At 54.8% G+C, this 24,673-nt stretch carries 24 protein-coding genes; 16 read left to right on the forward strand and 8 right to left on the reverse strand.

The annotated features are described in order from the left end of the window. Positions 1 to 6 precede the first annotated feature (6 nt). Genes atzD through ggt form a run of 7 tightly spaced genes read left to right on the forward strand, consistent with a single transcriptional unit; the run spans position 7 to position 6,284 of the window. Positions 7 to 1,098: a cyanuric acid amidohydrolase gene (gene atzD, locus PJU76_RS02680; protein WP_271780368.1), complete on the forward strand. Its 1,092-nt coding sequence runs from the start codon at positions 7 to 9 to the stop codon at positions 1,096 to 1,098. Next, positions 1,095 to 2,036, forward strand: coding sequence for an XdhC family protein (locus PJU76_RS02685; RefSeq protein ID WP_271780369.1), 942 nt, complete (start codon positions 1,095 to 1,097; stop codon positions 2,034 to 2,036). The genes atzD and PJU76_RS02685 overlap by 4 nt, the downstream gene beginning before the upstream one ends. Before the next feature lie 16 nt (positions 2,037 to 2,052). Then, on the forward strand, positions 2,053 to 2,253 hold the full coding sequence (locus PJU76_RS02690) for a DUF4089 domain-containing protein (protein WP_271780370.1): 201 nt from the start codon (positions 2,053 to 2,055) through the stop codon (positions 2,251 to 2,253). After that, positions 2,250 to 3,647 (forward strand): AtzE family amidohydrolase, encoded by a 1,398-nt coding sequence (locus PJU76_RS02695; RefSeq protein ID WP_271780371.1) that lies wholly within the window; start codon positions 2,250 to 2,252, stop codon positions 3,645 to 3,647. The genes PJU76_RS02690 and PJU76_RS02695 overlap by 4 nt, the downstream gene beginning before the upstream one ends. 13 nt (positions 3,648 to 3,660) lie before the next feature. After that, a complete protein-coding gene (gene hpxZ / locus PJU76_RS02700; protein WP_271780372.1) occupies positions 3,661 to 4,047 on the forward strand; it encodes an oxalurate catabolism protein HpxZ in 387 nt (128 codons plus the stop codon). Between the two features lie 12 nt (positions 4,048 to 4,059). Continuing rightward, positions 4,060 to 4,668 carry a nucleotidyltransferase family protein gene (locus PJU76_RS02705; protein WP_271780373.1) on the forward strand — a complete coding sequence of 203 codons (609 nt, stop codon included), beginning with the start codon at positions 4,060 to 4,062 and terminating at the stop codon, positions 4,666 to 4,668. A gap of 44 nt (positions 4,669 to 4,712) precedes the next feature. Further along, entirely contained in the window at positions 4,713 to 6,284 is a 1,572-nt protein-coding gene (gene ggt / locus PJU76_RS02710) for a gamma-glutamyltransferase (RefSeq protein WP_271780374.1), read from the forward strand. Between the two features lie 33 nt (positions 6,285 to 6,317). Here the strand turns inward: ggt and PJU76_RS02715 are convergent, their stop codons facing one another. Next, positions 6,318 to 7,328, reverse strand: a complete 1,011-nt coding sequence (locus PJU76_RS02715; protein WP_271780375.1) for a LysR family transcriptional regulator — start codon at positions 7,326 to 7,328, stop codon at positions 6,318 to 6,320. A gap of 176 nt (positions 7,329 to 7,504) precedes the next feature. Between PJU76_RS02715 and PJU76_RS02720 the strand changes: the two genes are divergently transcribed. The 9 genes from PJU76_RS02720 to PJU76_RS02760 all read left to right on the forward strand — a co-directional run bounded on the left by PJU76_RS02720 (position 7,505) and on the right by PJU76_RS02760 (position 20,965). After that, a complete protein-coding gene (locus PJU76_RS02720; protein ID WP_271780376.1) occupies positions 7,505 to 9,841 on the forward strand; it encodes a TonB-dependent receptor in 2,337 nt (778 codons plus the stop codon). 232 nt (positions 9,842 to 10,073) lie between these two features. After that, positions 10,074 to 11,402, forward strand: a complete 1,329-nt coding sequence (locus PJU76_RS02725; protein WP_271780377.1) for a purine-cytosine permease family protein — start codon at positions 10,074 to 10,076, stop codon at positions 11,400 to 11,402. Further along, positions 11,399 to 11,845, forward strand: coding sequence for a cytidine deaminase (gene cdd / locus PJU76_RS02730; RefSeq protein WP_271780378.1), 447 nt, complete (start codon positions 11,399 to 11,401; stop codon positions 11,843 to 11,845). The genes PJU76_RS02725 and cdd overlap by 4 nt, the downstream gene beginning before the upstream one ends. Before the next feature lie 630 nt (positions 11,846 to 12,475). After that, positions 12,476 to 13,489 (forward strand): phosphorylase family protein, encoded by a 1,014-nt coding sequence (locus tag PJU76_RS02735; RefSeq protein WP_271780379.1) that lies wholly within the window; start codon positions 12,476 to 12,478, stop codon positions 13,487 to 13,489. A 106-nt stretch (positions 13,490 to 13,595) separates the two neighbouring features. After that, positions 13,596 to 15,959, forward strand: a complete 2,364-nt coding sequence (locus PJU76_RS02740; RefSeq protein WP_271780380.1) for a TonB-dependent receptor — start codon at positions 13,596 to 13,598, stop codon at positions 15,957 to 15,959. A gap of 201 nt (positions 15,960 to 16,160) precedes the next feature. After that, a complete protein-coding gene (locus PJU76_RS02745; RefSeq protein ID WP_408629747.1) occupies positions 16,161 to 16,601 on the forward strand; it encodes a phosphorylase family protein in 441 nt (146 codons plus the stop codon). Positions 16,602 to 16,828: 227 nt separating this feature from the next. Further along, a complete protein-coding gene (locus PJU76_RS02750) occupies positions 16,829 to 19,642 on the forward strand; it encodes a bifunctional YncE family protein/alkaline phosphatase family protein (RefSeq protein ID WP_271780382.1) in 2,814 nt (937 codons plus the stop codon). A gap of 275 nt (positions 19,643 to 19,917) precedes the next feature. Continuing rightward, positions 19,918 to 20,358 (forward strand): hypothetical protein, encoded by a 441-nt coding sequence (locus PJU76_RS02755; protein WP_271780383.1) that lies wholly within the window; start codon positions 19,918 to 19,920, stop codon positions 20,356 to 20,358. A gap of 334 nt (positions 20,359 to 20,692) precedes the next feature. Next, a complete protein-coding gene (locus tag PJU76_RS02760; protein ID WP_271780384.1) occupies positions 20,693 to 20,965 on the forward strand; it encodes a nucleotidyltransferase family protein in 273 nt (90 codons plus the stop codon). Between the two features lie 134 nt (positions 20,966 to 21,099). Here the strand turns inward: PJU76_RS02760 and PJU76_RS02765 are convergent, their stop codons facing one another. The 7 genes from PJU76_RS02765 to PJU76_RS02795 all read right to left on the reverse strand — a co-directional run bounded on the left by PJU76_RS02765 (position 21,100) and on the right by PJU76_RS02795 (position 24,603). Beyond that, a complete protein-coding gene (locus PJU76_RS02765; RefSeq protein WP_271780385.1) occupies positions 21,100 to 21,420 on the reverse strand; it encodes a virulence factor in 321 nt (106 codons plus the stop codon). Beyond that, positions 21,389 to 21,592 carry a DUF5397 family protein gene (locus PJU76_RS02770; RefSeq protein WP_215861130.1) on the reverse strand — a complete coding sequence of 68 codons (204 nt, stop codon included), beginning with the start codon at positions 21,590 to 21,592 and terminating at the stop codon, positions 21,389 to 21,391. The genes PJU76_RS02765 and PJU76_RS02770 overlap by 32 nt, the downstream gene beginning before the upstream one ends. A gap of 33 nt (positions 21,593 to 21,625) precedes the next feature. Then, a complete protein-coding gene (locus PJU76_RS02775; protein WP_271780386.1) occupies positions 21,626 to 21,754 on the reverse strand; it encodes a hypothetical protein in 129 nt (42 codons plus the stop codon). A gap of 272 nt (positions 21,755 to 22,026) precedes the next feature. Further along, a complete protein-coding gene (locus tag PJU76_RS02780) occupies positions 22,027 to 22,533 on the reverse strand; it encodes a hypothetical protein (RefSeq protein WP_064218683.1) in 507 nt (168 codons plus the stop codon). Next, entirely contained in the window at positions 22,533 to 22,865 is a 333-nt protein-coding gene (locus PJU76_RS02785; RefSeq protein ID WP_271780387.1) for a DUF3579 domain-containing protein, read from the reverse strand. The genes PJU76_RS02780 and PJU76_RS02785 overlap by 1 nt, the downstream gene beginning before the upstream one ends. A 67-nt stretch (positions 22,866 to 22,932) precedes the next feature. Beyond that, positions 22,933 to 23,829 carry a UTP--glucose-1-phosphate uridylyltransferase GalU gene (gene galU, locus PJU76_RS02790; RefSeq protein ID WP_271780388.1) on the reverse strand — a complete coding sequence of 299 codons (897 nt, stop codon included), beginning with the start codon at positions 23,827 to 23,829 and terminating at the stop codon, positions 22,933 to 22,935. 78 nt (positions 23,830 to 23,907) lie between these two features. Continuing rightward, positions 23,908 to 24,603: a DUF502 domain-containing protein gene (locus PJU76_RS02795; RefSeq protein ID WP_271780389.1), complete on the reverse strand. Its 696-nt coding sequence runs from the start codon at positions 24,601 to 24,603 to the stop codon at positions 23,908 to 23,910. Positions 24,604 to 24,673 lie beyond the last annotated feature (70 nt).

The following is a 24,673-nucleotide window of genomic DNA, read 5'->3' on the forward strand; positions in this document are numbered from 1 at the left end:
AAGACCATGCGTACCTCCGTCTACCGGTTTTTTACGACAGACCCTGCCGACGTTTCCGGACTGGTCCGGGCGATTGCCGAGGGGATGATAAATCCCCAGAGCATCGTCGCGATTATTGGCAAAACCGAGGGTAATGGCGGCATAAACGACTTTACCCGAGCTTTGGCGACGATGGCTTTGAGCCAGGTGCTGGCAACGCATTTGGATTGCCGTCCAGAGTTGGTGGAAGAACGCGTGGTGTTGTCCTTTTCGGGCGGTAGTGAAGGAGTTGCGGCACCGCATATTCTGGTGTTTGCAGTATCGGGCCGGGCGGCGGAGCAAGCCTATCCGATAAAACGTCTGGCGCTTGCATCCGCCCATACCCGCCCTTTTAGCGCGCAGGAAGTGGGGCGGATGGCGATGGTGCGGGAGACCGCCCGCGCGGTCACCTGGCTCATGCATACCCTGCAGGTCGAGCCTGCGGATGTGCATCTGGTGCAGATCAAGGGGGCGATACCAGCGCTGGACTCTACAACGACCGAAAACGTCCGTGCCGAGCACCTGCGCTGTGACATGGCCTGGTCACGCGGCGCTTCTGCCCTGGGGGTGGCCCTCGCTCTGGGTGAGGTGGCGGAATCCGAGCTGTCGGATGACGCCATCAACCGGGACTGGTTCTTGTACTCCAGTCGGGCCAGTGTTTCCGCCAAACCCTTATTGCAGCGCTCCGAAATGGTGCTGTTCGCCAATTCGTGCTGGTGGGAGGGTGATCTGGTCATCGCCCACGGGGTGATGCAGGACATCATCGATGTGCCGGCGATCCATGCCGTGCTGAATCAGTTGGGACTGCAGCCCGTCAACGGGCAGTTAGCGACTGCCGATGCGGAGAAGGTGCTGGCGGTCTTCGCCAAATCCGATGCCGACCCGCGAGGCCATATCCGCCATCGTCGTCATACCATGTGGACAGACGCGGATATCTCCGATATGCGTTATTCCCGCTGTGTAGTTTCAGCCTTATTGGCTGGGGTCACCGGGGAAACCGGCATTTATGTCTCGACGCGCGCGGAGCATCAGGGTCCCCAAGGGGGCGGGCCGGTGGCCGTGATCGGGTACGCCTCATGAATGCCCTCGCCAGTCGTCAGCGGCCCTTGCTTCCGGTCCGGGAAGCTATTGTGACCCGGGTGCGGGGATCTGCGCCCACGGCGGTCGGGGCCAGTATGCGTCTGTTGGAAGATGGCTCCCTGCTGGGCACGGTAGGTGGTGGCCGTATGGAATATCAGATCTGTCAGGTGTTGCGCACACCCCGTTCTGACGCATCCCCGGCATTGCTGAGTTTTACCCTGGGCACGGCGGATGATCAGTGCTGCGGTGGGCAGGTGGAAATCTGTGTGCTGGATGTGCCCCTATTTTTTTCCGATCTGTACCAGTCTGGCGCCTCCCGTCTCTATCAAAGGGATTCAGCAGGCCGGTTGCAGCTTGTGGCCGGGATTACCCGTCTGGGACGGCAAATCGGTTCATTTGATGCCTTGACTGTGCTTTTGCGCGCTAACGCTCCAGGTATGGATGTCGAGGAGCGGCACTTCGCGCTGCCCGCTCCCCACCATCAGCCGCTATGGATTTTTGGTGCGGGGCATGTAGGGCGGGCGATCGCCAGCATCGCCCGCAAATTGGATTTCGCGTCGTCCGTATTCGATCAGCGCCCCGAGTGGGCCGATCCTGCCGCCTTTCCGCCAGAGGTCACCCTGGTGGACACTTGGACCTGGGCCGATCTGCAGGCCCCGGCAACCGATGCCATGGTGCTCATCATGACCTACAGCCACGCCATGGATTACGCGTTGCTGGAGCATTTTATCGGGAAACCCTTGGCTTATCTCGGGGTAATTGCCAGCCGGTCCAAAGCGGCGCGTTTTAGTCACGCTCTGTCCCGCGCCGGACATGATATTCCGGACTGTTTACACATGCCCATGGGTTTGCCCGGACTGGGTAAAAAGCCCCCGGAGATCGCGATCAGCGTGTTGGCAGAGTTGCTGCAATTACGGCAGCAAAAAACTGATTTTTAACAGAAGGAAAAGCAGGATGAATCCGCCCGGAACAGATGCCGAAACGCCCGTGGATACATATATGAACTATCTCTTCGATTCTTTGGGGCTCAGTGTACGCGAAGAATGGCGTGCAGACGTGAAGCATTATTTCATGCTGAGTGCGCGGATGGCCAAGGTGCTGGAAGCGCATCCGCTGGACATGACGGAGGATTTGGCCCCGGTATTCCGCCCATGAAGCCAGAGAACGACGCATGTCCGCAGGCGCAGGAAATTGCGCAGCGGGTCCGTAGCGGCGAGTGGCGCGCAGCGGAGGTGGTGCAGGATACGCTCCGGCATATCCACGCCAGGAACGGCGAGATCAATGCCTTCACCTGCGTCACGGAAGCGCGTGCCCTACGGGAAGCGGAGGCAGTGGACCAGAAGGTGGCGCGGGGCGAAGACCCCGGGCCTCTGGCGGGGGTGCCTTTTGCGGTCAAAAATCTTTTTGATTTGCTGGGCGAGATTACCCTCGCCGGGTCCAAGATCAATCAAAAAGAGACCCCCGCCGTAGCGGACGCCACCGCCGTAAGGCGGCTCACGGCAGCGGGCGCCGTCATGGTGGGCGCTCTCAATATGGGCGAGTATGCCTACGATTTTACGGGTGAAAACATTCACTATGGGCCTTCCCGCAATCCCCATGACCGTTTGCGGATGACAGGCGGGTCCAGTGGCGGCAGTGGTGCCGCCGTAGCGGCAGGCATGGTGCCCATCGCACTGGGTTCTGACACCAATGGTTCTATTCGGGTGCCGTCTTCCCTCTGCGGTATTTTTGGACTGAAGCCGACCTATGGCCGCTTGTCCCGGGCCGGAGCCTTTCCTTTCTGTCCCAGTCTCGATCATGTCGGCCCGCTGGCACGTAGTGTGGCGGATCTCGCTCTGGCCTATGACGCCATGCAAGGGGCGGATGCTGCGGACCCCGTTTGCGCGGATAGGGCGAGTGAGCCGGTCAGTGGAAGTCTGGCAGACGGTGTCGCTGGTCTGAAAATTGCCATTGCCGCCGGCTATTTCACGCAACAGGCGACGCCAGCGGCGGAGCAGGCACTGGCGCGGGTCGCGGCGGCGCTGAATGTGACTGATCTCGTCGAATTTCCCGGAACCGCGCAGGCGCGTGCCGCCGCCTATCTCATCACCAATGCCGAAAGCAGCAATCTGCATCTGGATCGTTTGCGTCATCACGCCGCAGATTATGACCCGGACGTGCGGGATCGCATGCTGGCCGGTACGCTATTGCCCGCGTCCTGGAATATTCAGGCCCAGCGTTTCCGGCGCTGGTATCGGGCTGAAGTACTCAAGGTTTTCGCGCGCTATGACCTGTTGCTGGCACCGGCCACGCCCATGTCGGCGCCCGCCATCGGGCAGCGATATATGGAACTGGATGGGGAGCGAATGATGGTGCGACCGCATCTGGGCTTGTACACCCAACCCCTCTCCTTCATTGGCCTCCCGGTGGTGGTGGTGCCTGTGGCCAGCGCGGGGGCGATGCCTATCGGGGTCCAGATTATTGCCGCACCCTGGCAGGAGGCGCGAATATTCAAAGTCGCACGACAGCTTGAGTTGCACGGATTTACCAGTCCAATCCCCACCCACTAAGAGGAAAAATCCCATGGTTTACGCCGAAATCAACACGCCCGAAGTCTTACAAGAAGTGCAGGCCGCTTTTTTCCGTTATGAAAAAGCATTGGTTGAAAACGACGTTCATGTATTGGACGAGTTATTTTGGAATAGCGTACACACGTTGCGCTACGGAGTGGCAGAAAATCTCTACGGCTATGCGGCCATTGCCGAGTTTCGGGCATCCCGTCCAGCCCCGGCGCTGAATCGGGAATTGGTCAATACGACGATCACCACCTATGGACAGGGCTTCGCGACTGCCAACACGGAGTTCCGGCGCGAACAGGTGCATGGCCGACAAAGTCAGACCTGGATACGCACGCCAGAGGGTTGGCGTGTCGTCGCGGCGCATGTGAGCTTGATGCCGAAGACGACCTAAGCCGCCCGCAGCATGGATGCAGCCATCATTCTGGCGGGCGGCCAGTCCCGGCGCTCCGGGCGACAGCACAAAGCGTGCAGGCGTCTGCCCGGCGATGGCCGGAGCTGGATTGACCGGCAGGTGGATATCCTGCGGCAGGCGGGGTTTGCCCCGGTGTATCTGGTGACGGGGTATCGGCCACGGCGGGTTTTGGCTTGCCTGCATCGTCGTGCCATGAAACGGCATAACTTTCGGGCAAGGCGTGGGCCTTTCTCGACGCTCCAGGTGGGGCTGAATCATCGATCTGGCCCCGCGCTGGTGGTGCCGGTAGATACGATTTTGCCACCCGCGCCGTGGCTCAGGCGGCTGCGGCGCATCGCACATGCTCGGCATATTCCGGCAGTAAGTCCGATAGATCGTTGGGGTGGTGGCGGGCATCCGCTGATGGTGTCGCAGTGTTGGTCACCGTCACTTTGTGCAGTACCCGTGGATGCAGCCGATGCAAGGTTGGATCGACAACTGGGTTATTTGTCGGCGGCAGAGCATATCCGCTTGCCGTGGAACCACTTTTTACGTTATCCCCGGCTGAACACCAGCCGGGAATGGTGTTCAGCGCGTCACAAACTGAGGTCCATTCTGTGAAACCCATTCAAATCTCCTTATCGGCGAGCTCGGAGGGTGGTGTCGTGAGTGCTCCGCACGCGCTGGCGGCGGAGGCCGGGGCCGCTATTTTGCGCAGCGGTGGTAACGCCATAGAGGCGGGCATTGCGGTGGCGTCGACCCTCTCCGTGGTCTATCCCCACATGAACGGACTGGGGGGCGATGCGTTCTGGCTGATTTCGGACGGCGATGCGCACACGGTGCGCGGACTGGCCGCCGCTGGTCCGGCCGGGCGACACTATTCGGCGGAGTTGTTTCGTGATCGGGGGCTGCGCGAGATTCCGTTCCGTGGTGGCTTGTCCGCTTTGACGGTGCCGGGTGCGGTGGGCGGCTGGGCGGCGGCGTTTGGGTTCTCCAGGGATCGCTGGCGGGGCCGTAAATCCTGGTCCGATTTGCTGGAGAGCGCCTATTGCCACGCCGCCACTGGTTTTCCGCTCAGTCCTAACCAGAGCCATACCCTCACCAGATTTGGCGACGCGCTCCGTCAGCAGCCGGGTTTTGCAGCGCAATACATGCCGGGGGGGGAGATAATGCCAACCGGGCGACTGTGGAGTCAACGGGCGCTGGCACAAACTCTCGGGACTCTGGCGGAGAATGGTGCAGAGGCTTTTTATCACGGCCCGCTCGCCTGGCAAATGGCGAAGGGTCTCAAAGCCGCCGGCAGTCTGCTGACAGAAGCCGATTTGCGGGCCTTCAAGCCGCGCTGGGTGGAACCGATGCGCACCGCCTTCGGTGCCGGCGAGGCTATCAATATGCCGCCGCCCACCCAAGGGGTAGCCTCACTCATGATCCTTGCCCTGCTGAATCGCGTTGGACTCAACAGCGGGGACCATCTGGGCGCGGAGCTGATTCATAACACGGTAGAAATCACCAAGCTGGCCTTTAAGTACCGGGACCAGTTAGTAGCTGATCCTGACTTTGGCGATGCGGATATTGCATCATTGCTGAATCCGGATTTTCTGGATGACTGCGCCAGAGAGATACACCCCCTTATCGCGATGCCTCTGCCGCCCATTGGACTCGCCAAGGGCGATACGGTCTGGTTCGGGGTGGTGGATGGGCAAGGGCGGATGGTGAGTGTGATTCAGAGTCTCTACCACGAGTTTGGCACTGGCGTGGTGGCGGGTAATACCGGGGTGCTGTGGAATAACCGCGGCTGTGCCTTTTCTCTGGAACCGGGGCACGTCAATGTGCTGGAGCCTGGAAAACGCCCCTTTCATACCCTTAATCCAGCGCTCTATGCCGAACAGGGGCGGGTGCAACTCGCCTACGGCAGTATGGGGGGGGATGGCCAGCCCCAAACCCAGGCGGCGCTGCTCATGCGCGCCAAGCACTATGGGCTTTCCCTCGCCGAGTCAGTAACCAGTCCGCGCTGGCTGTACGGGCGCACCTGGGGGGAAGCCTCGGCGGGTTTGCGTCTGGAGCGGCGATATCCCCGCGCCGTTTTTGAGGGTTTGCGCCGCCGGGGGCATCAGGTGTCGTGGGTACCCGATTACAGTGACTTTATGGGTCATGCGGGTATGGTGGCGCGTGACCCGGAGGGCGGATTTGCGGGTGCTGCTGATCCGCGCAGTGATGGTAGCGTGGCGGTGCCGTAAGATGGTCTTTTTAAATGAACCCCTATTCCATGCCTAAGCTGTATGGTGTTCGCCTAGGCTCATATTATTTAGTTCCTCTGCTATGCAATTGGAAAAACGAGCGGCAGAGACCGAAATTCCTCGGCTTTTGAGTTGCGCACAGACTAATGGCACGGGGCGTATGTCCACGGCAGAAATTGGCCGATACACTATATTTTCGTTGACGCGATTTTTTGGCATCCCCGTTGAAATAACAAAACCAATGTTTTTGGTACCGTACAGCATGCCGCGCATCACCTCATAGGAGTTGGTCTCGGCGGCGATTTGGGTTTCTGATCGTCGACTATGGAGCACGGACTCCAGCATTTCACGCGAGGTAAGCCCCGGTGCTGGCAATACCAACGGATACTGGATGCAGTCACTCAAGCGAAGCGTACCTTGATTGGCAAGAGGGTGCGTGCGGTCCATGGCCGCTACCAAAGGCTGCTCGGATATGGCAAGGTCGATAACGTCCGGGTGTCTGGGCGGCGCCACGATGACCACCAGATCGGCTTCAAACGCCAGTAGTGCACGAATTGCGTCGCTGTGTTTCGCTACAGTCACCGAGAAGGAAACCCCCGGATACTGCTCTCTGAATGTGTTAATGATTCTCGGGATAAAATCGGCCGCCAATGCGGGGCTGACTGCGAGGGAAATATGGCCGCGGCGAAGTCCGTTGAGGCTATCTATTTCTGAGCGTAAGCGCTGCATGTCGGAAAGGTGGCGGCGCACATAACTCAGGAAAACTTCTCCCGCAGCCGAGAGGCGCATCCCGCGCGGATGCCGTTCAAAAATGCCGGTGCCCAGTTCCTCTTCCAGATCCTGAACGCGGCGATCCAGTGCCGATGCCGTGATGTGCAGCTTTTCGGCCGCGCGCCGGACCGAGCCTTCTCTGACGATTGTGTCAATGTAGTTAAACAGGCGCAGGTGTTTCATGATCAGCCCTTCAAAGCGTTGCGTTTTGGGCAACACATTCGCAAAAAAATAACACTTTAATCGTAGATTGTATATGGCCAATATATCCACACAAGCAATTGGCACCAGATCAATAAGATGATGGCCGGCGCCTCGTTTTGGGGCGAAAAATTTCGTTGTGCCCCATTACGGGGCGGGCAAAGAAGGGTCTGGTGCAAATATATTGGTCGGTCGGCATGGCACATATGCTGCTTCTCGCTATGGCGGTATAACTACAGGAGTCTATAATGAACAAGACCATTAAACGTCTTTTAAGACAGGGCTTGTTGGTGGCAACGGGATTTCTGGGTGGCTCACTTCTACCGGTGTATGCAGAAACGACCACCGCTACGCCGCCTCCAGCCAAAAAGATATACAAGATCAAATCAGTCTCCAAGAATTTATTGCGAACCGTAGAGAAGGCTGCACTCACCCAAATAAAGCCGGTGTTTGGCGCTGAAACCGCGCTGATTCCCAAAAAATTCCTGGAAGGTCAGGAGTCAACGCAAAATGCCTCAACCATTCTGAGTTTTGTGCCTGGGGTGAATGCCACCAGCACGAACCCCATTGGCGTCAAGACCCATATTTCGGTGCGTGGTTTCTCTCAGACACAAGTAGGCTATACCTTTGATAATTTGCCCATTGCAGATTTGTTCAATGGAGGTTTATCCGGCGGAAATAACAATTATGCAGATTTGACGAATCTCATCCCGATCACGCTGGGTGAAACTTCTGGCATCCGCGTGACCTACGGCACTCCCTCGCCAGATATCAACGCCATCGGGGCTATCGGCGGAAATATTGATTATCTGCCGAAGATTCCATCGGCAAAACGTTACGAGTCGGTATTTGCTGGTTTTGGTTCTTTTAGTACGCGCAGCTATGGTGCTGAGATCAACACTGGAGTAAGTCCTGGCTATGGTAACCTCCTGCTGAGATTCTCTTCGCGCCAGACCGCAGGTTACCTCGATCACAGTCCTGATCGCGAATATTCCTACTACGCGGCCTATGACTTGCCACAAATTTCGCCGACCTCAAAATGGTCCGTTATTTTTTTGCTGAATAAAAACCAAGGTGCCACTGCCGCGCGAATGCCGACCGCGCTGTTGCAGCAATATGGACCTTATTATCAGTGGCCACAGTCTTTCACCTACGCGAATAGCACGGCGGAACACATGATGGCTATTGTGCAGAATAAAACGCTTATATCTTCTCATGCTGTTTTTGGTGTAAAGGGATTTTATGCCTACACCAACTCCAATCGTTTGGAATATGTGAATCCCAATGCCAATTCGCCTTACAACAGTTTTGTCACTTTTTATCTGAACCCGGCGCAAACCGTCTGCCAGTTTTCGGGAAATGATTTTGCCGGTAACAATTCTGCAGCCTGTCAGGCGCAAACCATTAACGGGGATAATTATCACAGTTATAGTTATACCACAAATACTTTCGGGTTTAATCCTTCTGTCGAGTGGCTCAGTCATTATGTGGACTTGAAAGCCGGAGGACTGGGCGCAGTTTCTCTGTATCATTCGCGGGACTATGTTTACGGAAGCCCGAATGTTCCCGAAGTGGCCGGTTACAATAACCTCTGGAATGAGCATGCATGGCGTCTGTACGGTAAGCTCTATGCGCAAGCCAAAATCAAGCTGACGCGCTCTTTGGCGATTACCCCTGGTCTGAAATATGAGACGGTAAGCACGCATATCAATGATGTTCCGGGGTACTATTATCCCGTAGGTGCCAGCAGTGGCCGCTCTTACAGCGAGGTGAGTCCATATGTCGGCATCCAGTATAAGCCGATAAAAGCGGTAACGCTGTATGCCAACTATGCGGTCGGCTACAAATATCCGAACATCACTGCATTTTACTCTGCGGATGGTAATGCCACATCGACATCGCCATCGACGCCGGTGACGATAAAACCGGAGAAAGTCAACACGTACCAGTTTGGGGCAGCTTACAGGCATGATGGCATTGATGCGAGTATTTCTTTCTATCGCTCAGATTTTACACATACATTCAGTTCCTACTATGATTCAACAACAGGGCTGACTTATGAGTACAATATCGGTTCTTCATTGTATCAGGGCATTAACATTGCCACCGCTTACGCGTTAGATAACTATGTATCGCTTTATGGGAACTACTCACTTCAGGCGGCGCATTACACCTCAAATTCGTCGAGCAGTTATGGTGTTGCCACCAGCATTGGCGAGCCGCGGGCCAATACCCCGACTTACCTTGCGGGTCTGGGGGTAGAGGGGCATTACATGGGTACGCGCGCCCGATTGTACGGCAATCTGGTCGGTCCGCAATATATTGAGGCCAGTACGGGTGCAGCAACGTCTATTAGTATGCCTGCCTATGCGACCATGAATTTCAACCTTGCGCATACCTTTCAGATACATCAGTACGGGGTAAAAAATATGACGTTTAGTCTGAGCGGGGTAAATCTTCTGAACTCCGAAGCCGCGGTTCTGAAAAAGCAGTTCCCTTATATTAATAATCAGCCCGGCAACTATCTCGTAGCAGAGCCGATGATGCCACGCTCGTTCTTTGGTACCGTGAAAATGGTGTTTTAGAGATATCTGGCGGCATTTAGGCTGCTTATGGTGAATGCCGCCACCTATTATATTTCCACCGAACTCTCTGGTTACGGGAGTCTGCTCGGGGCGGTCGTCGGAATTCGGCTACTGTAACGATGGTTAATTTTGGACTTTTTCGGTGGCCAGCCTGAGTTATGGGCTATTCAGGTGCAATCCATGACTGAACCAGTGAGTAGCCCCCCCCCCCCCCGCATTGGAGATCCACCACGTGGAAACCCTGGGCGTAGCACCGGTCCCTGACCGGGACCGGTGCATGCGCCCCGGAATGCTCTTCCTGATCTGGGCGCTGGCGTCCGCCTCGGCGACGACACCGGTGATCGCTTTGCTCCTCCACGGGATTGGGATGTGGAACTTTATCCTGATCGTGCTGTTTGCCACGTTGATCGGTCTGATTCCTGCCATGCTGCTATCGCATATGGGCCGCCAGGTCCCTATCATCTCCATGGTGATGGCGCGACGTACTTTCGGTATTGGGGGCGCTACCTTGCTGGCCATTCTATACACCATTGTCGGCGCGGGATGGTTTGGTCTGAATACGGATGTCGCCGGGAAAATCCTCGATACCCTGTTTCCAGGCTTCGGTATGCTCTGGTATATCGTTTTGGGTGTGCTGCAAATTACTCTGGTATTTTTCGGTATGGAGGTGCTGGAAAAGTTTTATAAATACACGGCCCTGCTCTTTCTGCTCTGCTACGCGGTGCTCGCTTATTATCTGCTTACCCAGCATGCTTTTGTGCTTCCGGTAGCGACACAACGGGTAGACTGGGGCAAAGATATCGATTTGGTGCTGAGTTTTAGTCTGCTGGCCTGGGCCTATGATTTTCCGACAGTCACCCGCTTTTGTGTACCTCTTACGGCACAGGAGACGCTGACAGACCGGGCGCTCTACCTGCTCGCCCCCGCCGTCGGCGTCATGTCTGCGGTACTTTTTATGGGTCTCCTAGGTCTGGTGGCGCTGCAAATGACCGGGGACTGGAACATCGCCCTGCTCGGCAAGAATCTGCCGTTTTGGGGTGAAGTCTCTGCCATCGGGGTGATCCTCGCCATCGCCCATACCAATGCTATGAATCTGTATCCAGCGGTGACCAAGCTGCTCGCCGTCATCAATGTCGCCGGTAAGCCGCATCGATTTACGCAGCCTACCGTTGTCGTTCTGCTCGGTGTATTCGCCACCTCCCTGGCTATTGCCGGGATTCTGGATTTTATCGAGGGGTTCCTTTCCATGCTGGGATCCTTGCTCTTTCCGTTCAGCTTCATCTTGGTGATCGACTGGTTCCACGGTAAGCACTATAGCGATGCTGTTTCTCAGTTCTATCAGCGCGTTTATATCTGGACGGACTATTTCCTGTGGCCTGCACCCTGGGCTATCAGCATGCTGATTTCGGGGGTTGTGCTGGCACAGATGGATTTCCTGATGGCTCCGGCAATAATTCATCTATTACCCTGGCAGGTCTGTTCGGCTGCGATCGCCGGAGGGATTTATTATATGGGAATACGCTTCATGGAGCAGCGCGTGCAACGGAGGAAAACGGCATGAATCGTCCATTGATCTTGCCGGACATTTCGGAGGCAACCCTCGCCCAGTTACGCAAGGCTGCGGAAGAGATGCTGAAACACGCCTACGCCCCTTACTCGCATTTTCCGGTGGGCGCCGCTCTGCTCACCGAGTCTGGGCACATTTTTCAGGGCTGCAATATTGAAAATGCGGCGTATCCCTCCGGTCTCTGTGCCGAGGCGGTGGCGATCGGACAGATGGTCGCCACTCTTGGGTCAACGCCTGTCCGGGCGGCCTTTATCGTCTGTAAAGGGCATTCCCCGGCCTGGCCCTGTGGGACTTGTCGTCAGCGGCTCAATGAATTTGCCGCGTCATTGATGTGGGTCTACACGTCGACGCTGACGGGCAGTCCGCAGCGAATGGCGTTTGGCGAGTTGTTGCCCAATAGCTTCGGGGCAGCAGATTTGCAGGGGATTGCTCGGTGAGTCTCGCCATCGCCCAGCGCAGAAGCGTTACGCCTCATTTTCGGGCGATGTGACAGATGAAAATGATCTGCAAGAGCTAATCGCCCTCCTGATACATCGGGAAAATCTGGTCCAAGCTGCTCAGTACGCCGGAGCAACGGGTGGAGATATGGTTGAGGGCAAACCTCAACGACTGATCGCCACTCTCACGCGCGAAGCCAGCAGACTTTTCCCGGACGCCTGACGCTGGCCTTGCTAAGCGCAGGACATTTGTCACGACCGCTAGCCAGAAACCCGTGGACGTTTGTCATGCGATTGACTGCTCCAGTCTCTTGTCGCTCCTGATCTCCATTTCTCCATGGCATGGCTGATCAGACGGATCGCGCGTGACCCTTTGGCGTTGCATTTTTTGATGCGCACTCATGAGAAAATAGCACTTTAATAGTACGCAACATATCGCGATTATAGTCCAACTCTGAAATTTTTGAGAGATACCGCCCAGGTGATGGTATCGAAGGCGCAGCCTGATCTAGTGCGCGTCAATTCGTGCAAGGCCCATTCGAATGCGGTGACAAGAAAAGATGGCTCAGTTTGGGTGTGGATTTCAAGGCTGAATCACGAGTTTTTATAACATAGGAGCGATTTATACTCATGAAAATTGCACGACATATTGTCTATATTTTATCGGCTGTTAGTATCCTCTGGTTTTCTGTTGGCGGCGCGCGGGCTAGTCAACAAACTGCAGACTTAGGTAATAATGAGTATTTAGGGCTGCTTATTCCTGTTGGGCCTGCCCATTATTCTGTTATCCTTAAAAAATTTAAAAAAATAAAATCTGTGCAGATAGGTCAATTTGATTATCAAATTGGAAGTATTTATAAGATTCCTGTGGTTATTTGTATTCAGCCATTTGGTGGAGAGTATACCCGCGCACTTACTGCTCAAGTCATGGTGGATCATTTTAAGATAAAGGCTTTGCTCTACCCTGGGACATCGGGTGCTCATATTCCACCAGGAAAGATGCATGTGGGAGACATTGTTATAGGAACGAAACAGGTAAATTTTACTAATTTTTACATGTCGCCAACAGGTAAAATAACGCCGGATGAGTTTTCTGGAAAGTCAAGTCTTCAGGATTATCAATATTTTTTCATAAACAAGAAGTTGGAAAGATATGCCGCTTGTGCGGCACAATACGTATCTGGCAGAGAAAAATTACCATCCTGGATTAATGGCAAATTCAAAATACAAAAGCCAGAAATATATTATTATGGAATACAGGGCACATCGACAATGTGGCTAGCCGACAAATCATTTATCAAGAAAACAGATGATGTTTTCCATGAAGTTGATGAAGATGGTGATTGGTTTTCTGCTACGGTTGCAAAACTGGCAAATATTCCTTTCATCGAGGTCAGTACCATATCAGATAGTGTGTTTGAATTTAACGGGAACGGCGTACCTCCGCAAGGTGCACATCGGAAAACTGCGTCGCAAATAACGCAGGATATCAGTGATAAAATAATACTAAGAGTAGTTAAAGTTTACGGTAATAATTTGCTTAATAAGGAATATAGTTATCCGTCACGGGATCCATATCAGAATTATTTTTATAAAACCCCAACTGATCCCCGCGGGTTGGTTGACAGTTGTAAGGCGCTGTGATGTGGTTTGTTACGTATAATAAAAAATAGCATTATATGGGTTGTGTAAATGGTATGTATTTAGCTAATGTTTTATTGTGTCACCAACTATAGAGGGAGAAGCTTGTATGAAAATTAGACAGAGTAATAAAATATTTATCAGCAGACGGGCGGGGGCCGTTGTCTCGACGATGGCACCGGCGATACTTTATGCGGCAGTAGTCGCAGCAGTCAGTGTATCTGCTACCACATTCTCTTATGCCGACGGTGCCGGTGTCGTCGCCTCTACCGAAAGTCAAAACCCTTCCGGGGCCGTGACAGAGGTTGGTTCCGTGAAAAAGGTTGCGCCTCCGGAAAAAGCGGTGACCTCGGTAAGTAAGAAGACCGTGACCCATGCATCACCGGCGCAGAACTTTCAATCGATATTAAAGCACGTGCCGGGAATGAATGTTATTTCACAAGGGCCGGGTAATCTGTCTGCCACAGACAACGAGTTCACCTACCAAGGCTTCACGAGTGCGCAGATGGCGTCGAACTTTGATGGGGTACCCATTATTAATACCTTTCGCGGTGGTGCTGGTGGTACGGGTGATAATCACGCTTTTACCCCACTTACGATGGGTCAGATTTCTACGGTGAAGGTATATAGCGGCGCTAATCAACCCTCACAAAATGGTATAAACTCGCTTGGTGGCACGATTTCTTACGAGCCCGCATTACCCACATCAAAGTATTATCTGGACGTCGATGCCTCTGGTGGAAAGTATGGGTATCGCGGCGGCAACTACACAACGGGTTTTGCGGCGAATAGCGGGGCGCTGCCAGGAACGGGCACCGAAATGCTATTCAAATATTCCTATACGCATGCCCCAAGTTTTATGAACAATATCTTCGCCAAAATAAATTCGTATTATTTTGCCTTGGTTCAGCCATATAATAACGGACTGTCTCAATTAAAACTGATTGCCGTATATAACAATGAGTCAGCGCGTCAACCATCTTTAGTGCCGCTGGCCCTGCTTGCCCAGAACGGACGCTCTTACCAGCCGCCGCTGGATGTGGCGTCCAGTAGCACGAATACCCACGCATTAAATGTAATATTATCGTGGAAAAGCATATTAAACAATTACATGTTCGCCAAGACGAAAGTCTTCATACAGCAACAGGCGGCGAACAGAACGTCATTCACCAATGCGGCATACTCTAACCATAATTATTATGGTTATGCTACTTATGATGGCTATCCGGTGGGGAGTAATCTCGAGCCATGGGCGGCGTATCCATCGGTAAACAATAGCTATAATCCGGTGGCCCTGTTTGGCTCGGGAGCGGCTGGAACGCAGTTCCACAACTATATCGATAACATTCAAAGCGTTGGTTTCCTGCCATCGATGACGTTCTTTGCGCCGCACAACACCATTGAGCTGGGTGCGATGGTGGATTACAGTCAGGATCACAGTGCCGAGTATTGGTATGGCAGCAGTCCGGTTCCGAATATCGATGGGTATAACAATGCTTGGGACGAGCATGACGCGCGTAATTATAACTATGTCTATCTCCAGGACAATATCAATCTATTGAATGGCGCCCTCCATATATATCCCGGAGTCAAGTATAACATTGTGTCGACCGGTTGTGATGACGTGACTGGCTATTATTACAGCTATGGTGGCCATGTAAATAATACTTACTACTTCTGGGAGCCCTCTCTTGGGTTTTCCTATACGCCGATTCATAACGTGAATCTGTATTTCAGTGTGGGTAAGACAAACAAGGTGCCGAATATTAGCGCCTTCTATTCGGCCATAGGAACAACCACAACACCGGCGCCCATCTCTGTTCAGCCCGAGGGTGATATCAGCTACGATGCAGGCGTGCGATACACGAGTAATGTAGTATCTGGTAACTTATCCGTTTTCAGGCGCAACTTTAATAATATTTTCAGCGAGTACTACGATCCTGCTACCGGAATGACTTATGAGTACAATAATGGCAATGCCCTGTATCAGGGGGTTACCCTTGATTTGGATGTGCCCATTAAAGACCATGTTTCGCTTTTCGGGTCATATAATTACACCAGCGCCAAATACAGTACTTTGTCCACTGGTGTGAACGGCACGGCCTATCCCGGCGAGTACCGCCCTTACATCCCGATGTACACTGCAACAACGGGTATCCGCTACGAGCATGGCGGTCTTTATGCAGCGCTTACCGGCCATTTTGTCGGACGTCAATATATGGCGACTAACAAGGGCCAAACGATAGGTAGCACTTTACCGTCATATGACACGCTCGACTTTACAACGTCCTATGAGGTGCCGATCAAATCGACCTACGTGAAGTCGGTTAAGTTTAGTCTTTACGCCGACAATATTCTCGACAATAATTATCTGGTCTACGCAGAACAGGTTACGAAACCGTTCTCGTATTACCGGGGGCAGGCTGGTGCCCCCGTGTTTGTTGGGAGCAATGTGAGCGTTCGCTTCCAGTAAGTGCCGGGCGGTTAATCCGGCTTAGTTCACGGGCACTGCATAGGCTTTCATTTAAGCAGGTGCAGTGCCGTTTTTTATTGACTAGAAGGTAATCTTATGGTTTCTGGATGCGCGCACAATGGGAACAAAGAGGGTGGTTTTTTAGTGTATTAGCATACGGCTGCTTCAGCGTGATATTAACGGTGTATGGTTCCATGGCTTATGTTGCCAGCCGATCCCGATACATACCGCCAATATACCTCCGTTATGACTAATATAAGGTGGTATCATGAAGGCATGTTTCAGTTTACGATGGGGGACATTGATGGCGTACATGTCGTGTTGTCCTCACCTCCGCCGATTGGTAGCTTCAGCCTGACGGCAATCGACACCTATCTGTTGGTGCGTATTTTCAAGCCGGGTATCATGATTGATCCGGGAACTGCCGGATCCCATCTGCCACAACTGTCGATGGGCGATGTCGTGGTCGGAGCAAGGGTGGTAAATTTTAGTAACTACATGACTAAGGCAAGTGGCACCATCGTACCAGGTCAGTTTAGTGCTTTGGTGGCAGATAACGAGGGGTGCATGAAAGGGAATCCCAACCCCAATGAACGCGTACTTTCACCAGTGTTCGGTATTTGCGCAGCAGCGCTCCAATAAAATTGCTTTGCAGATGATCCACTACCTTGCTGGTCAGAAGAATCAGGACATTCCATTTTCCGGGGGCTTTCGCGATCCGTGGCAGCCGGATACCTTCGCGAAAGCGGCGGTTTCACCTGCATTCGTACAAGCAGGGACAAAAAAATTTGGGGTTAAACGCGGCTAACATCGTTTTTCGGTCGTGTCGACAGCGAATCGCCATACTGTTGTGCTGAGGAGTAAAAGTAATGGAAAAAGGGTGTCGGAATCTGGCGGTATGTTTTTTTATGCTGTTTTTAAACATTTTTTGCGCCGGCTATGCGTGCTCTGAGGGCGTCTCCCCCCCCAACACCCGCAACATCAATGGCCCGATCCACGTCAGTGCAGAAAACAAAGGTTGGGTGACCCACATCCTGCCTACAGGGCGTATCGTCAGTCCCGTGGGCTTGGTCAACGGTGCCCCCAACTTCGTGACTGAGGTGGTGCCGGTAGGGAATCATGTGGCCGCTCTGGCCAACGGAGCGACGCGCGCGCAGACCATCACCCTCTACGATCAGAAGACCCTGGAGCGGGTGGCAGAAATTGCCGCCTACAAAAAAGATGCCAAGAAAGCGGCTCCCAGACCCAAGGATATCACTGATTTGCATGGTGAAATCATCGCTCATCAAAGCTTCTTTCAAGGCATGGTGGCAGGCGCCGACCAGACGATCTATGCAGCCGGTGGAGAGAGTGGCGATGTCGCCGCCTTTGCGCCAAGAGGTGGCAAGCCCGCGCTCCTACGCCGTTATCCTCTGACCTGGCAACCTTTTCCAAAAGACCAGTACCCCTACGAATATCAGGGGCACCACATTAATCAGCCCAGGCTATTTTACCCCGATGCCGTTGCCGTGGGTCCCCACGGCAACTATCTCTATGTGACGGGTATGCTGTCCAACAGCCTGGCCCGCGTCAACATTCAGAGTGGGCAGACCGATTACCTCAATGTTGGACCCTACCCCTACGCGGTCACTTTTGCCGATGGCGGCCAGAAGCTGGTAATCAGCCTCTGGGGTGGTAACGCCGTTGCGGTAGTGGACCCGGCATCCATGAAGCTATTGGGTACCGTGCGTGTCGGCCCCCCTCCCGGTCCCGACAATACCGATGCCGGTGTCCACCCCACGGCATTGGCCGCCGTCCCTCATTCGCCGGATGTTTTTGTAGCCCTCGCCAACGTCGACCGTATCGTCGAAGTGGACACCATCAAACTCAGCGTCAAACGCTTTCTCAATGACAGCCCCTATCCCGACGCCCCGCCAGGCAGCTATCCCGACGGACTGACCATCGTCGATGGTAAACTCTTTGTCGCCAATGCCGGCAACAACGACGTCGCCGTCTATAACGCGCCGACCGGCAAAGGCCTCGGCCTCATCCCGACAGGTTGGTATCCGACGGCGATCACCCATGCGGGCAACGCCCTCTATGTGGTAAGCGCCAAAGGCCTGGGCTCCGGCCCCAACGTCGACCACCAGTGGGTGGGCGACATGATGGACGGACTCATTCAGAAAATTGACCTGAATGACCTCTCGACCCATCTCCCGGCCTGGACCCGGCAAAGCCTGCGCAATGACGGTTTTACTGATGCCCAACGCCACGCGCGTCACGCGGAAGACGTCAAAAACGCTGCCTTTCTGCGCAAACACATCCATTATGTGGTCTTCATTTTGCGCGAGAACAAGACCTTCGACGAAAATCTGGGTGATTACAAACGTGCCGGGGCCTGGGCGGAGCCGCGTCTTGACCTGTATGGGCCCAAGGATCTGCCCAACCTCTATCATCTTGCCCGTCATAACACCTTGTTTGTGAATTTCATGGCCGATGGCGAGGTGACTGCGCAGGGTCATCAGTGGACGACGGCGGCTTCAGATTCTGACTTTGTGCAGCGTACCTGGCCGGAATACTACTCTGGGCGTGGCCTGGTCCCCAATCCGGGCTGGACGCAGTCCTTGTTACCCGGTGGCGCGAGCGGGACGGGTGGTATACCTCTCGGTGTTGATAATCCTTATGCGATTTATGAAAATCTCTCGGTACTCGGCAAGTGGTCCAATCCCTGGATCAGCTATCCGCAGCGCCTTTTTTTGTTTAATGATTTGCTGGATCACAAGGTGTCGTTTGAGGACTTCGGCGAGTTCGTCTCGCGCTCCCAGGCGGGCAATATCTCCACAGCGATGAAAAGGCATTTGGCCACCGGCTTCCCCGGCTGGGACCGGATGATCCTCGACACCTACCGCGAAAGAATGGCGGTACAATGGCTGAAGGCCCATCCAGGCGCCAAGTTCCCGCACTTTATTTACATCTGGTTGCCGGATGATCACACCGCAGGTCGTTCGCCGTGCTATTACACGCCGAACTATTACGTGGCCAACAATGACTACGCGACGGCCAAGTTTATTCACTACCTTTCCACCACACCGGAATGGAAACACATGGTGGTGTTCCTGACCGAGGACGATGCCCAGTCAGGAGCCGATCACCTCAATGCGCACCGGACCTTCGCGCTGGCCGTGGGACCCTGGGTCAGGCGGGACTATCTGGAGACCCACCTCTATTCGCAAGTGAACATGCTCAAAACGACCGAAGCCATCCTCGGGCTGCCGCCGATGTCGCAATGGGACGAAAATGCTGGCGTATTCTCCGGCATGTGGACGCATCATCCGGATTACGCCGAGACCAGGCTGCTCCCGATGCAGGTGCCGGTTGCGTTCAATGCGGGCCAATGTGATGACTACACCCTGATGCGTCGCGAGGCCGGGGCTTCCGGACATCCTCTGCGCCCGGATTCAAAATGGTATATCTGGTACAAAGCCCATCAGGCGCAGCATGGTGCCGGGTTGCCGCCTCCGGGTAAGGGGGAAGCCTACGCGCCCACGACCTTGCTCAAGGTGCCGGGTCCTGAGCAGATGAAGCAGGAATGGATTGCCACCAAGGGGGTAAAGGCCTGGCACAAGGAGGTGGCTTATCTGAAGGCTTATGCGCAAAAGCGGCATGCCCCCATTGCCGCCTATCGGGCCGGGGAGACGGAGTGACAGGGCTTTGCCCGGGGCAGTCTGACGGGGCTGGGCGCGCGCCGATGTGGCATGCGGTTTAACATAGCGGGACATATATAGATAATGGCCAACAGGCCGTCGACAACCTCCGCGCCAACTCCAACTACGCCAGCAATGAATACTTCATGCCCGTCATGGGCCTGGTGTTCCTGCGCCACGCCTACAGCCGTTATTTGTCGGTGAAGGAGCCATCATCTCGGTTGGCTACCGGGTGAACCACCCAAGCCAGCCACTTTCGTCAGTGGGCCACGCGAGTGCTGCGCGAGCATCTGACCCAAGGATTCAGCATAAATGAATATCGGCTGGCCCAGCAGGGACTGGTCGAGTTGGAGCAGGCGGTGGATCTGTTGAGCAAGACCCTGACCCGGCAGAAATTGGTGACCGACATCGGTCGGGAAGTGGTCGGCCTGATTCTGGGTTATGCCAAAACCTGGCGCCTGCTGCTGGACTACGACGAGGACAAGCTCGGTGTATCCGTCGGTGCGCAGCCTGCTCGTGGGATCCTGGGTTTTGAGGGGGCTCGCCGGGCGCTGGATGCGCTGGCCGATGAATTAAGAAGCCGTGGCGAGGCCAGTGAACTGTTTGCCCGCGATTGGGGCGAGGGGCTGGCGGCCATCCTCGGCAATATCGAGCAGACCATGTTTGGCGACCCGCTGTACCAAACCCGCGAGGAGCGCGCCGCCCATCTGCTCTAGGGATCTGATGGTGCGCTTGGTGATGAACCTGTTGGCCGTGGACCCCGGCAAGAGAAAGGGGATGCATGAACCACACCGAAGATGCCCTCGTCCAGCAGGCCACCGCGATTTCGATGCGCCGGAACACAACGAATTTCTTTAAGTATCATCCTGGCTTCTCGTGGATCCTCCGTCTCCGGGTGAGCTTTCCAGTGGCAAGTATGCAGTGTTACCAGTCATCGAGACTGATTGGCCTAACCGATTGTACACGGATCACTGGAGGGGCCGGAGGATGTGGAAAAGATGAAAATACCATATGCTATTGACTGGTTATATTGAGGATCGGAGAGATGCTATGCGCCCATCGCTCGCGTTTGAACTTCATCGCAATGCTGTGCGTGAAGCCGTAAGCCGCTTTCCCACAACGAATCCGCGTGTGTTTGGCTCAGCAATACGTGGTACCGATGAAGACGGCAGCGACCTCGATCTACTGGTTGATGCGCTGCCAGGTGCAACCTTGTTCGATCTAGGCGGCTTACAATGCGAACTTGAGTCTTTGCTTGGCGTCCACGTCGATCTGCTGATTAACGGCAATTCTACGCACCCCCTCCGGCAGTGGACACTGTAGCCAGTATCTTGGACTTGAGACCCTATGTTCCATTTGTCTTGTTGGCTTCTGGGCAGGCTGAGCGGATGGCCTGATTCTGCTGGTTTCTCCGCCTGCAAGTTGAGGGTTGTTATGAGATATTACGATAAGGTTGCTCATTTTGTCCTGCCCAGGCGCTTCACTCTGGCGGTGAAATCCGACCATTGCTCTACGCGGAAGGCGCGGATATCCCGCACCGATGAGGGGAACCAAGGCAGATCCGTCAGGGCATCCATGGCGTCCATCAGGTTGGCCATATCCTCGTTCTCACAGACATAGATGCTGCCCTGTACCCATCGGAACCCATACTCTGCCAAAGCGGCCCCAATATCCGCATAGGCGGCGGACACGCCTTTGGGATGATGCTTGGTTCCTTGACGATCAGATCGAAAGCGATGGCGAACACTAGCGGGCTTCCGGGTCATCCAAGACGGCATTGAGTGGGTATTCCAGATGCTCCCCGGTTTCAGGCACCTCGATTTCGACAGTCCAACCCTTATCGGTATCGTGACCTTCCTTGAGTATCTGGTATGGAATCCCAAACGGCCCGAACTGGCGGAATGTCCCGATCAGCTCAGGATGTGGAAATCCTGCGGTATGTGACTGCATAGGTACCCCTCTGTTTCATAGCTGGCCAATGGCTCATGCCTGGGCACTATCCGCTGCGTCGTTACGCGATATAACATAACACATGACGCTGGCGCCAAGCAGTTCCGGTATCTCCGTCCAGCGCCCATCTTCTTCCTGTTCGTACTCAACGTGGAGCTTCATCTGATCCGCCTTGCGTCATGCGCTTACAACATACCCGGCCAGATTATAATCGCAGAATAATCATCGACCATCAACGAATGACCGCATCCAGTCTGTGGCAGCCGCTGAGTCGATCTGCCGAGTCATGCTAAGGTTCGTGACCTTTGATCGTGAGGCCCTATTTCAGCGCGCAAGCCAAGCGATGGCCAGGTGACTGCATGCTGCACATTTAACCAATCCCAGTAACCATGGTGGACCCCTGCGGTACGCAGGATGGCGTCGGTATCGTGCCCTCAGCCCGAGCGCCCGACAGGGGCATAGAGGTATTCATAAAAGTTGTCCATGGCGATGCCTTGCGTGTCGTAGCCCGTGGCCTGAACGACATCACCCTTGACTCTCATGGCGACCATACAGGCATGCTGAGCTGGGAGCGTGTCGACTGTGACGAAAGAGGGGCCGTTGCGACCGCAGGCATTATCGGGATATTCCCGATTCAGGCGGGAAATCAGTGTTTGTACCACATGCCAGGCTTGCAGCGGAGATGCGGCGGCGAAGGCGCGCTCGTTGCGCCAGGCGGCTTCTACGGCTTGGCGCTCCTGGGCAGTAGGCGCTTGTGAGAGCGCTTCCCGGTGCAGATGATCCAGAGCCTGCAAGGCGACATAGAGATCCGTACGCGCGCCGCTTTGTTGGTCAATGACGTGGACACTCAGGGCGATGGCAAGGACACCATAGGTAATGATGATGATGCCGATTGTCCAGGCAAAACGCAGGCGGGCGGAGGCGGACGGACGTTCTGCCATCAGCTGTGGCGGCGCTGGGTCTGGTAGTGACGGCGGGCGGGTTGCTGTACCCGGCGATCGGCGATACTGCCTTCTTCATGCCGTATCTGCAGGCGATTTTCGGCGGCGAAGCGCATGATTTCGGCAAAGGCCTCCGGGCGAATCTCTTCCAGGCTCTCGTCTATGATAATGGCGGCGTTGCCATTGATAGTGGCGGGCTCAATGAGGGGCAGATAATGGATTTTGTGGTCGGCGCCGAAATGAGCCAGTCCAACCCCTTCAATGAGCATCTCCGCCCAGGCGGAGGGGCGGAATTTGCCACCGCTTTCGGTAACGCCATCGATGATGATCATGGATGCATACGCTCTTTGGGGAAACGGGCGATGATGATAGCGCTCCTTTCGGAGAGAATGAAGGGAGTCACGAAAAGGTCTCAACCGGGGCCGGGTGTTCGCAAAGGGTATCAATGTATTGCGTGAAATCGGCACCTATCTCGGGGTGTAACTTGCCAAAGGCGATGGTCGCCTTCAGATAACCAAGTTTGTCGCCGCAATCAAAGCGCTGCCCGGAAAAAAGATAAGCCAGCACCTGCCGTTCTTCCAACAGATGGGCGATGGCATCCGTCAGTTGAATCTCGCCACCCGCGCCTTGCTGAGTCTGTTCCAGAAAGTGAAACACCCGTGCGGGGAGGATATAGCGTCCAACCACGCCCAGATTAGAGGGCGCGTTTTCGGGCTTGGGTTTTTCGATGATGCCGCTAATCTGGTAAATACGATCATCCCAGGGCCGCGCGTCGACTACGCCGTAGCGGGTGGAATGTTCCCGTGGAATTTCTTCCACGCCGAGAATGCCTGCTTGATAGCGGTGGTGCTGTTCTACCATTTGTGCGAGCACGGGTGGCTCACCGAGCATAAGATCGTCTGCCAATAAAACCGCAAAGGGTTCATCACCCACCACTGGACGAGCCATCAGCACCGCATGTCCAAGCCCGAGAGGGTAGGGCTGACGTAGAAAAATGGTGCTGACATGGCTGGGCAGGATACCCCGCACTTGCTCCAGCAAGGCCGCCTTGCCGCGTTTTTCCAGCTCGATTTCCAACTCGTAAGAAACGTCGAAGTGGTCTTCGATGGCACGCTTGCCGCGTCCGCTGATGAAAATGAGTTGGTCGCAGCCTGCGGCGATGGCTTCTTCCACAGCATACTGAATGAGTGGCTTATCCACTACCGGCATCATTTCCTTGGCGCTAGCCTTGGTGGCCGGGAGAAAACGGGTACCCAGGCCGGCCACGGGGAAGACTGCTTTGCGCACTTCAGCCATGCTTTATCTCCTTAATTGTATGACGAGAGTATAACGAAGACTGTGGGTTTGCCGCAAAGCACCCACCGAATGGAATTGTCACCGGTTTTGGTCAAAATGATTTGTTGCTGTCTCTCTGGTTGTTTCACTGTTGGCACCCAGCTTATCACGGATGGCTTTCCCTCCCCCGACCCCGCCCGCCATGGCAAAGCGCAGAGCTTGTTGCGGGGTGAGATCGGGCAGGGGGATGACCTTGTCGCGTGGTACGAGGCAGGTGAAGCCACCGATACCGTAGCTCATGGGGATAAACACCGCGATACATTCCTCGGGCAAGCGGGGCAGTTCGCTGAGGATATCGCGCGTGACCAGACCGATGAGGTAACCCATGTCGCCGCCTTGGCGAACCAATACGGCGCTACGGAAACCGCGGTCCGTCCCGCCAAAAAGCAAGCCTACTGTTTCGTGAATAGTGCTGTAGAGGCTATGTAGTACGGGAATGCGTCCGAGGACGGTGTTCAGCTTCTCAAAAATCCAGGCGGTCAGGACATGGGAGGCGAGGAAACCGACACCAAGAATGATCATCAGGGTGAGCAACAAGCCCAGGCCGGGGATGTCGACGCCAAAAAGCGCCTTAATCGGTGCCTCAAAAAGGCTATTCAGCCAGCCGCCAATCCACAACACCACATAAACCGTCAGCCCAATGGGCAGTGAAATGAGCAAACCCTGAGCGAACCAGCGACGCAGGTGGATGCGCTGGAAGAGGGGTTTCTGGGCAATGGGAACGGGTAGTGTCATCAGGCCGGTGACGGAGTCAAAGTACGCTCAGCATAGCAAAATCGGTGATGGGGGCAAAGCATCGGCGCAT

It is taken from the genome of Acidithiobacillus ferriphilus (genome assembly GCF_028215975.1).
GTDB lineage: Bacteria > Pseudomonadota > Gammaproteobacteria > Acidithiobacillales > Acidithiobacillaceae > Acidithiobacillus > Acidithiobacillus ferriphilus.

Bases quoted from the DNA above. Each gene is read 5' to 3' on its own strand.
- atzD (WP_271780368.1), top strand. From the start codon at position 7: ATGCGTACCTCCGTCTACCGGTTTTTTACGACAGACCCTGCCGACGTT.
- PJU76_RS02735 (WP_271780379.1), top strand. From the start codon at position 12,476: ATGAAAATTGCACGACATATTGTCTATATTTTATCGGCTGTTAGTATC.
- PJU76_RS02785 (WP_271780387.1), bottom strand. From the start codon at position 22,865: ATGATCATCATCGATGGCGTTACCGAAAGCGGTGGCAAATTCCGCCCC.
- PJU76_RS02705 (WP_271780373.1), top strand. From the start codon at position 4,060: ATGGATGCAGCCATCATTCTGGCGGGCGGCCAGTCCCGGCGCTCCGGG.
- PJU76_RS02690 (WP_271780370.1), top strand. From the start codon at position 2,053: ATGAATCCGCCCGGAACAGATGCCGAAACGCCCGTGGATACATATATG.
- PJU76_RS02750 (WP_271780382.1), top strand. From the start codon at position 16,829: ATGGAAAAAGGGTGTCGGAATCTGGCGGTATGTTTTTTTATGCTGTTT.
- PJU76_RS02695 (WP_271780371.1), top strand. From the start codon at position 2,250: ATGAAGCCAGAGAACGACGCATGTCCGCAGGCGCAGGAAATTGCGCAG.
- hpxZ (WP_271780372.1), top strand. From the start codon at position 3,661: ATGGTTTACGCCGAAATCAACACGCCCGAAGTCTTACAAGAAGTGCAG.
- PJU76_RS02760 (WP_271780384.1), top strand. From the start codon at position 20,693: ATGCGCCCATCGCTCGCGTTTGAACTTCATCGCAATGCTGTGCGTGAA.
- PJU76_RS02780 (WP_064218683.1), bottom strand. From the start codon at position 22,533: ATGGCAGAACGTCCGTCCGCCTCCGCCCGCCTGCGTTTTGCCTGGACA.
- PJU76_RS02720 (WP_271780376.1), top strand. From the start codon at position 7,505: ATGAACAAGACCATTAAACGTCTTTTAAGACAGGGCTTGTTGGTGGCA.
- PJU76_RS02685 (WP_271780369.1), top strand. From the start codon at position 1,095: ATGAATGCCCTCGCCAGTCGTCAGCGGCCCTTGCTTCCGGTCCGGGAA.
- PJU76_RS02745 (WP_408629747.1), top strand. From the start codon at position 16,161: ATGTTGCCAGCCGATCCCGATACATACCGCCAATATACCTCCGTTATG.
- PJU76_RS02740 (WP_271780380.1), top strand. From the start codon at position 13,596: ATGAAAATTAGACAGAGTAATAAAATATTTATCAGCAGACGGGCGGGG.
- galU (WP_271780388.1), bottom strand. From the start codon at position 23,829: ATGGCTGAAGTGCGCAAAGCAGTCTTCCCCGTGGCCGGCCTGGGTACC.
- cdd (WP_271780378.1), top strand. From the start codon at position 11,399: ATGAATCGTCCATTGATCTTGCCGGACATTTCGGAGGCAACCCTCGCC.
- PJU76_RS02775 (WP_271780386.1), bottom strand. From the start codon at position 21,754: ATGAAGCTCCACGTTGAGTACGAACAGGAAGAAGATGGGCGCTGGACG.
- PJU76_RS02770 (WP_215861130.1), bottom strand. From the start codon at position 21,592: ATGCAGTCACATACCGCAGGATTTCCACATCCTGAGCTGATCGGGACA.
- PJU76_RS02765 (WP_271780385.1), bottom strand. From the start codon at position 21,420: ATGCCGTCTTGGATGACCCGGAAGCCCGCTAGTGTTCGCCATCGCTTT.
- PJU76_RS02795 (WP_271780389.1), bottom strand. From the start codon at position 24,603: ATGACACTACCCGTTCCCATTGCCCAGAAACCCCTCTTCCAGCGCATC.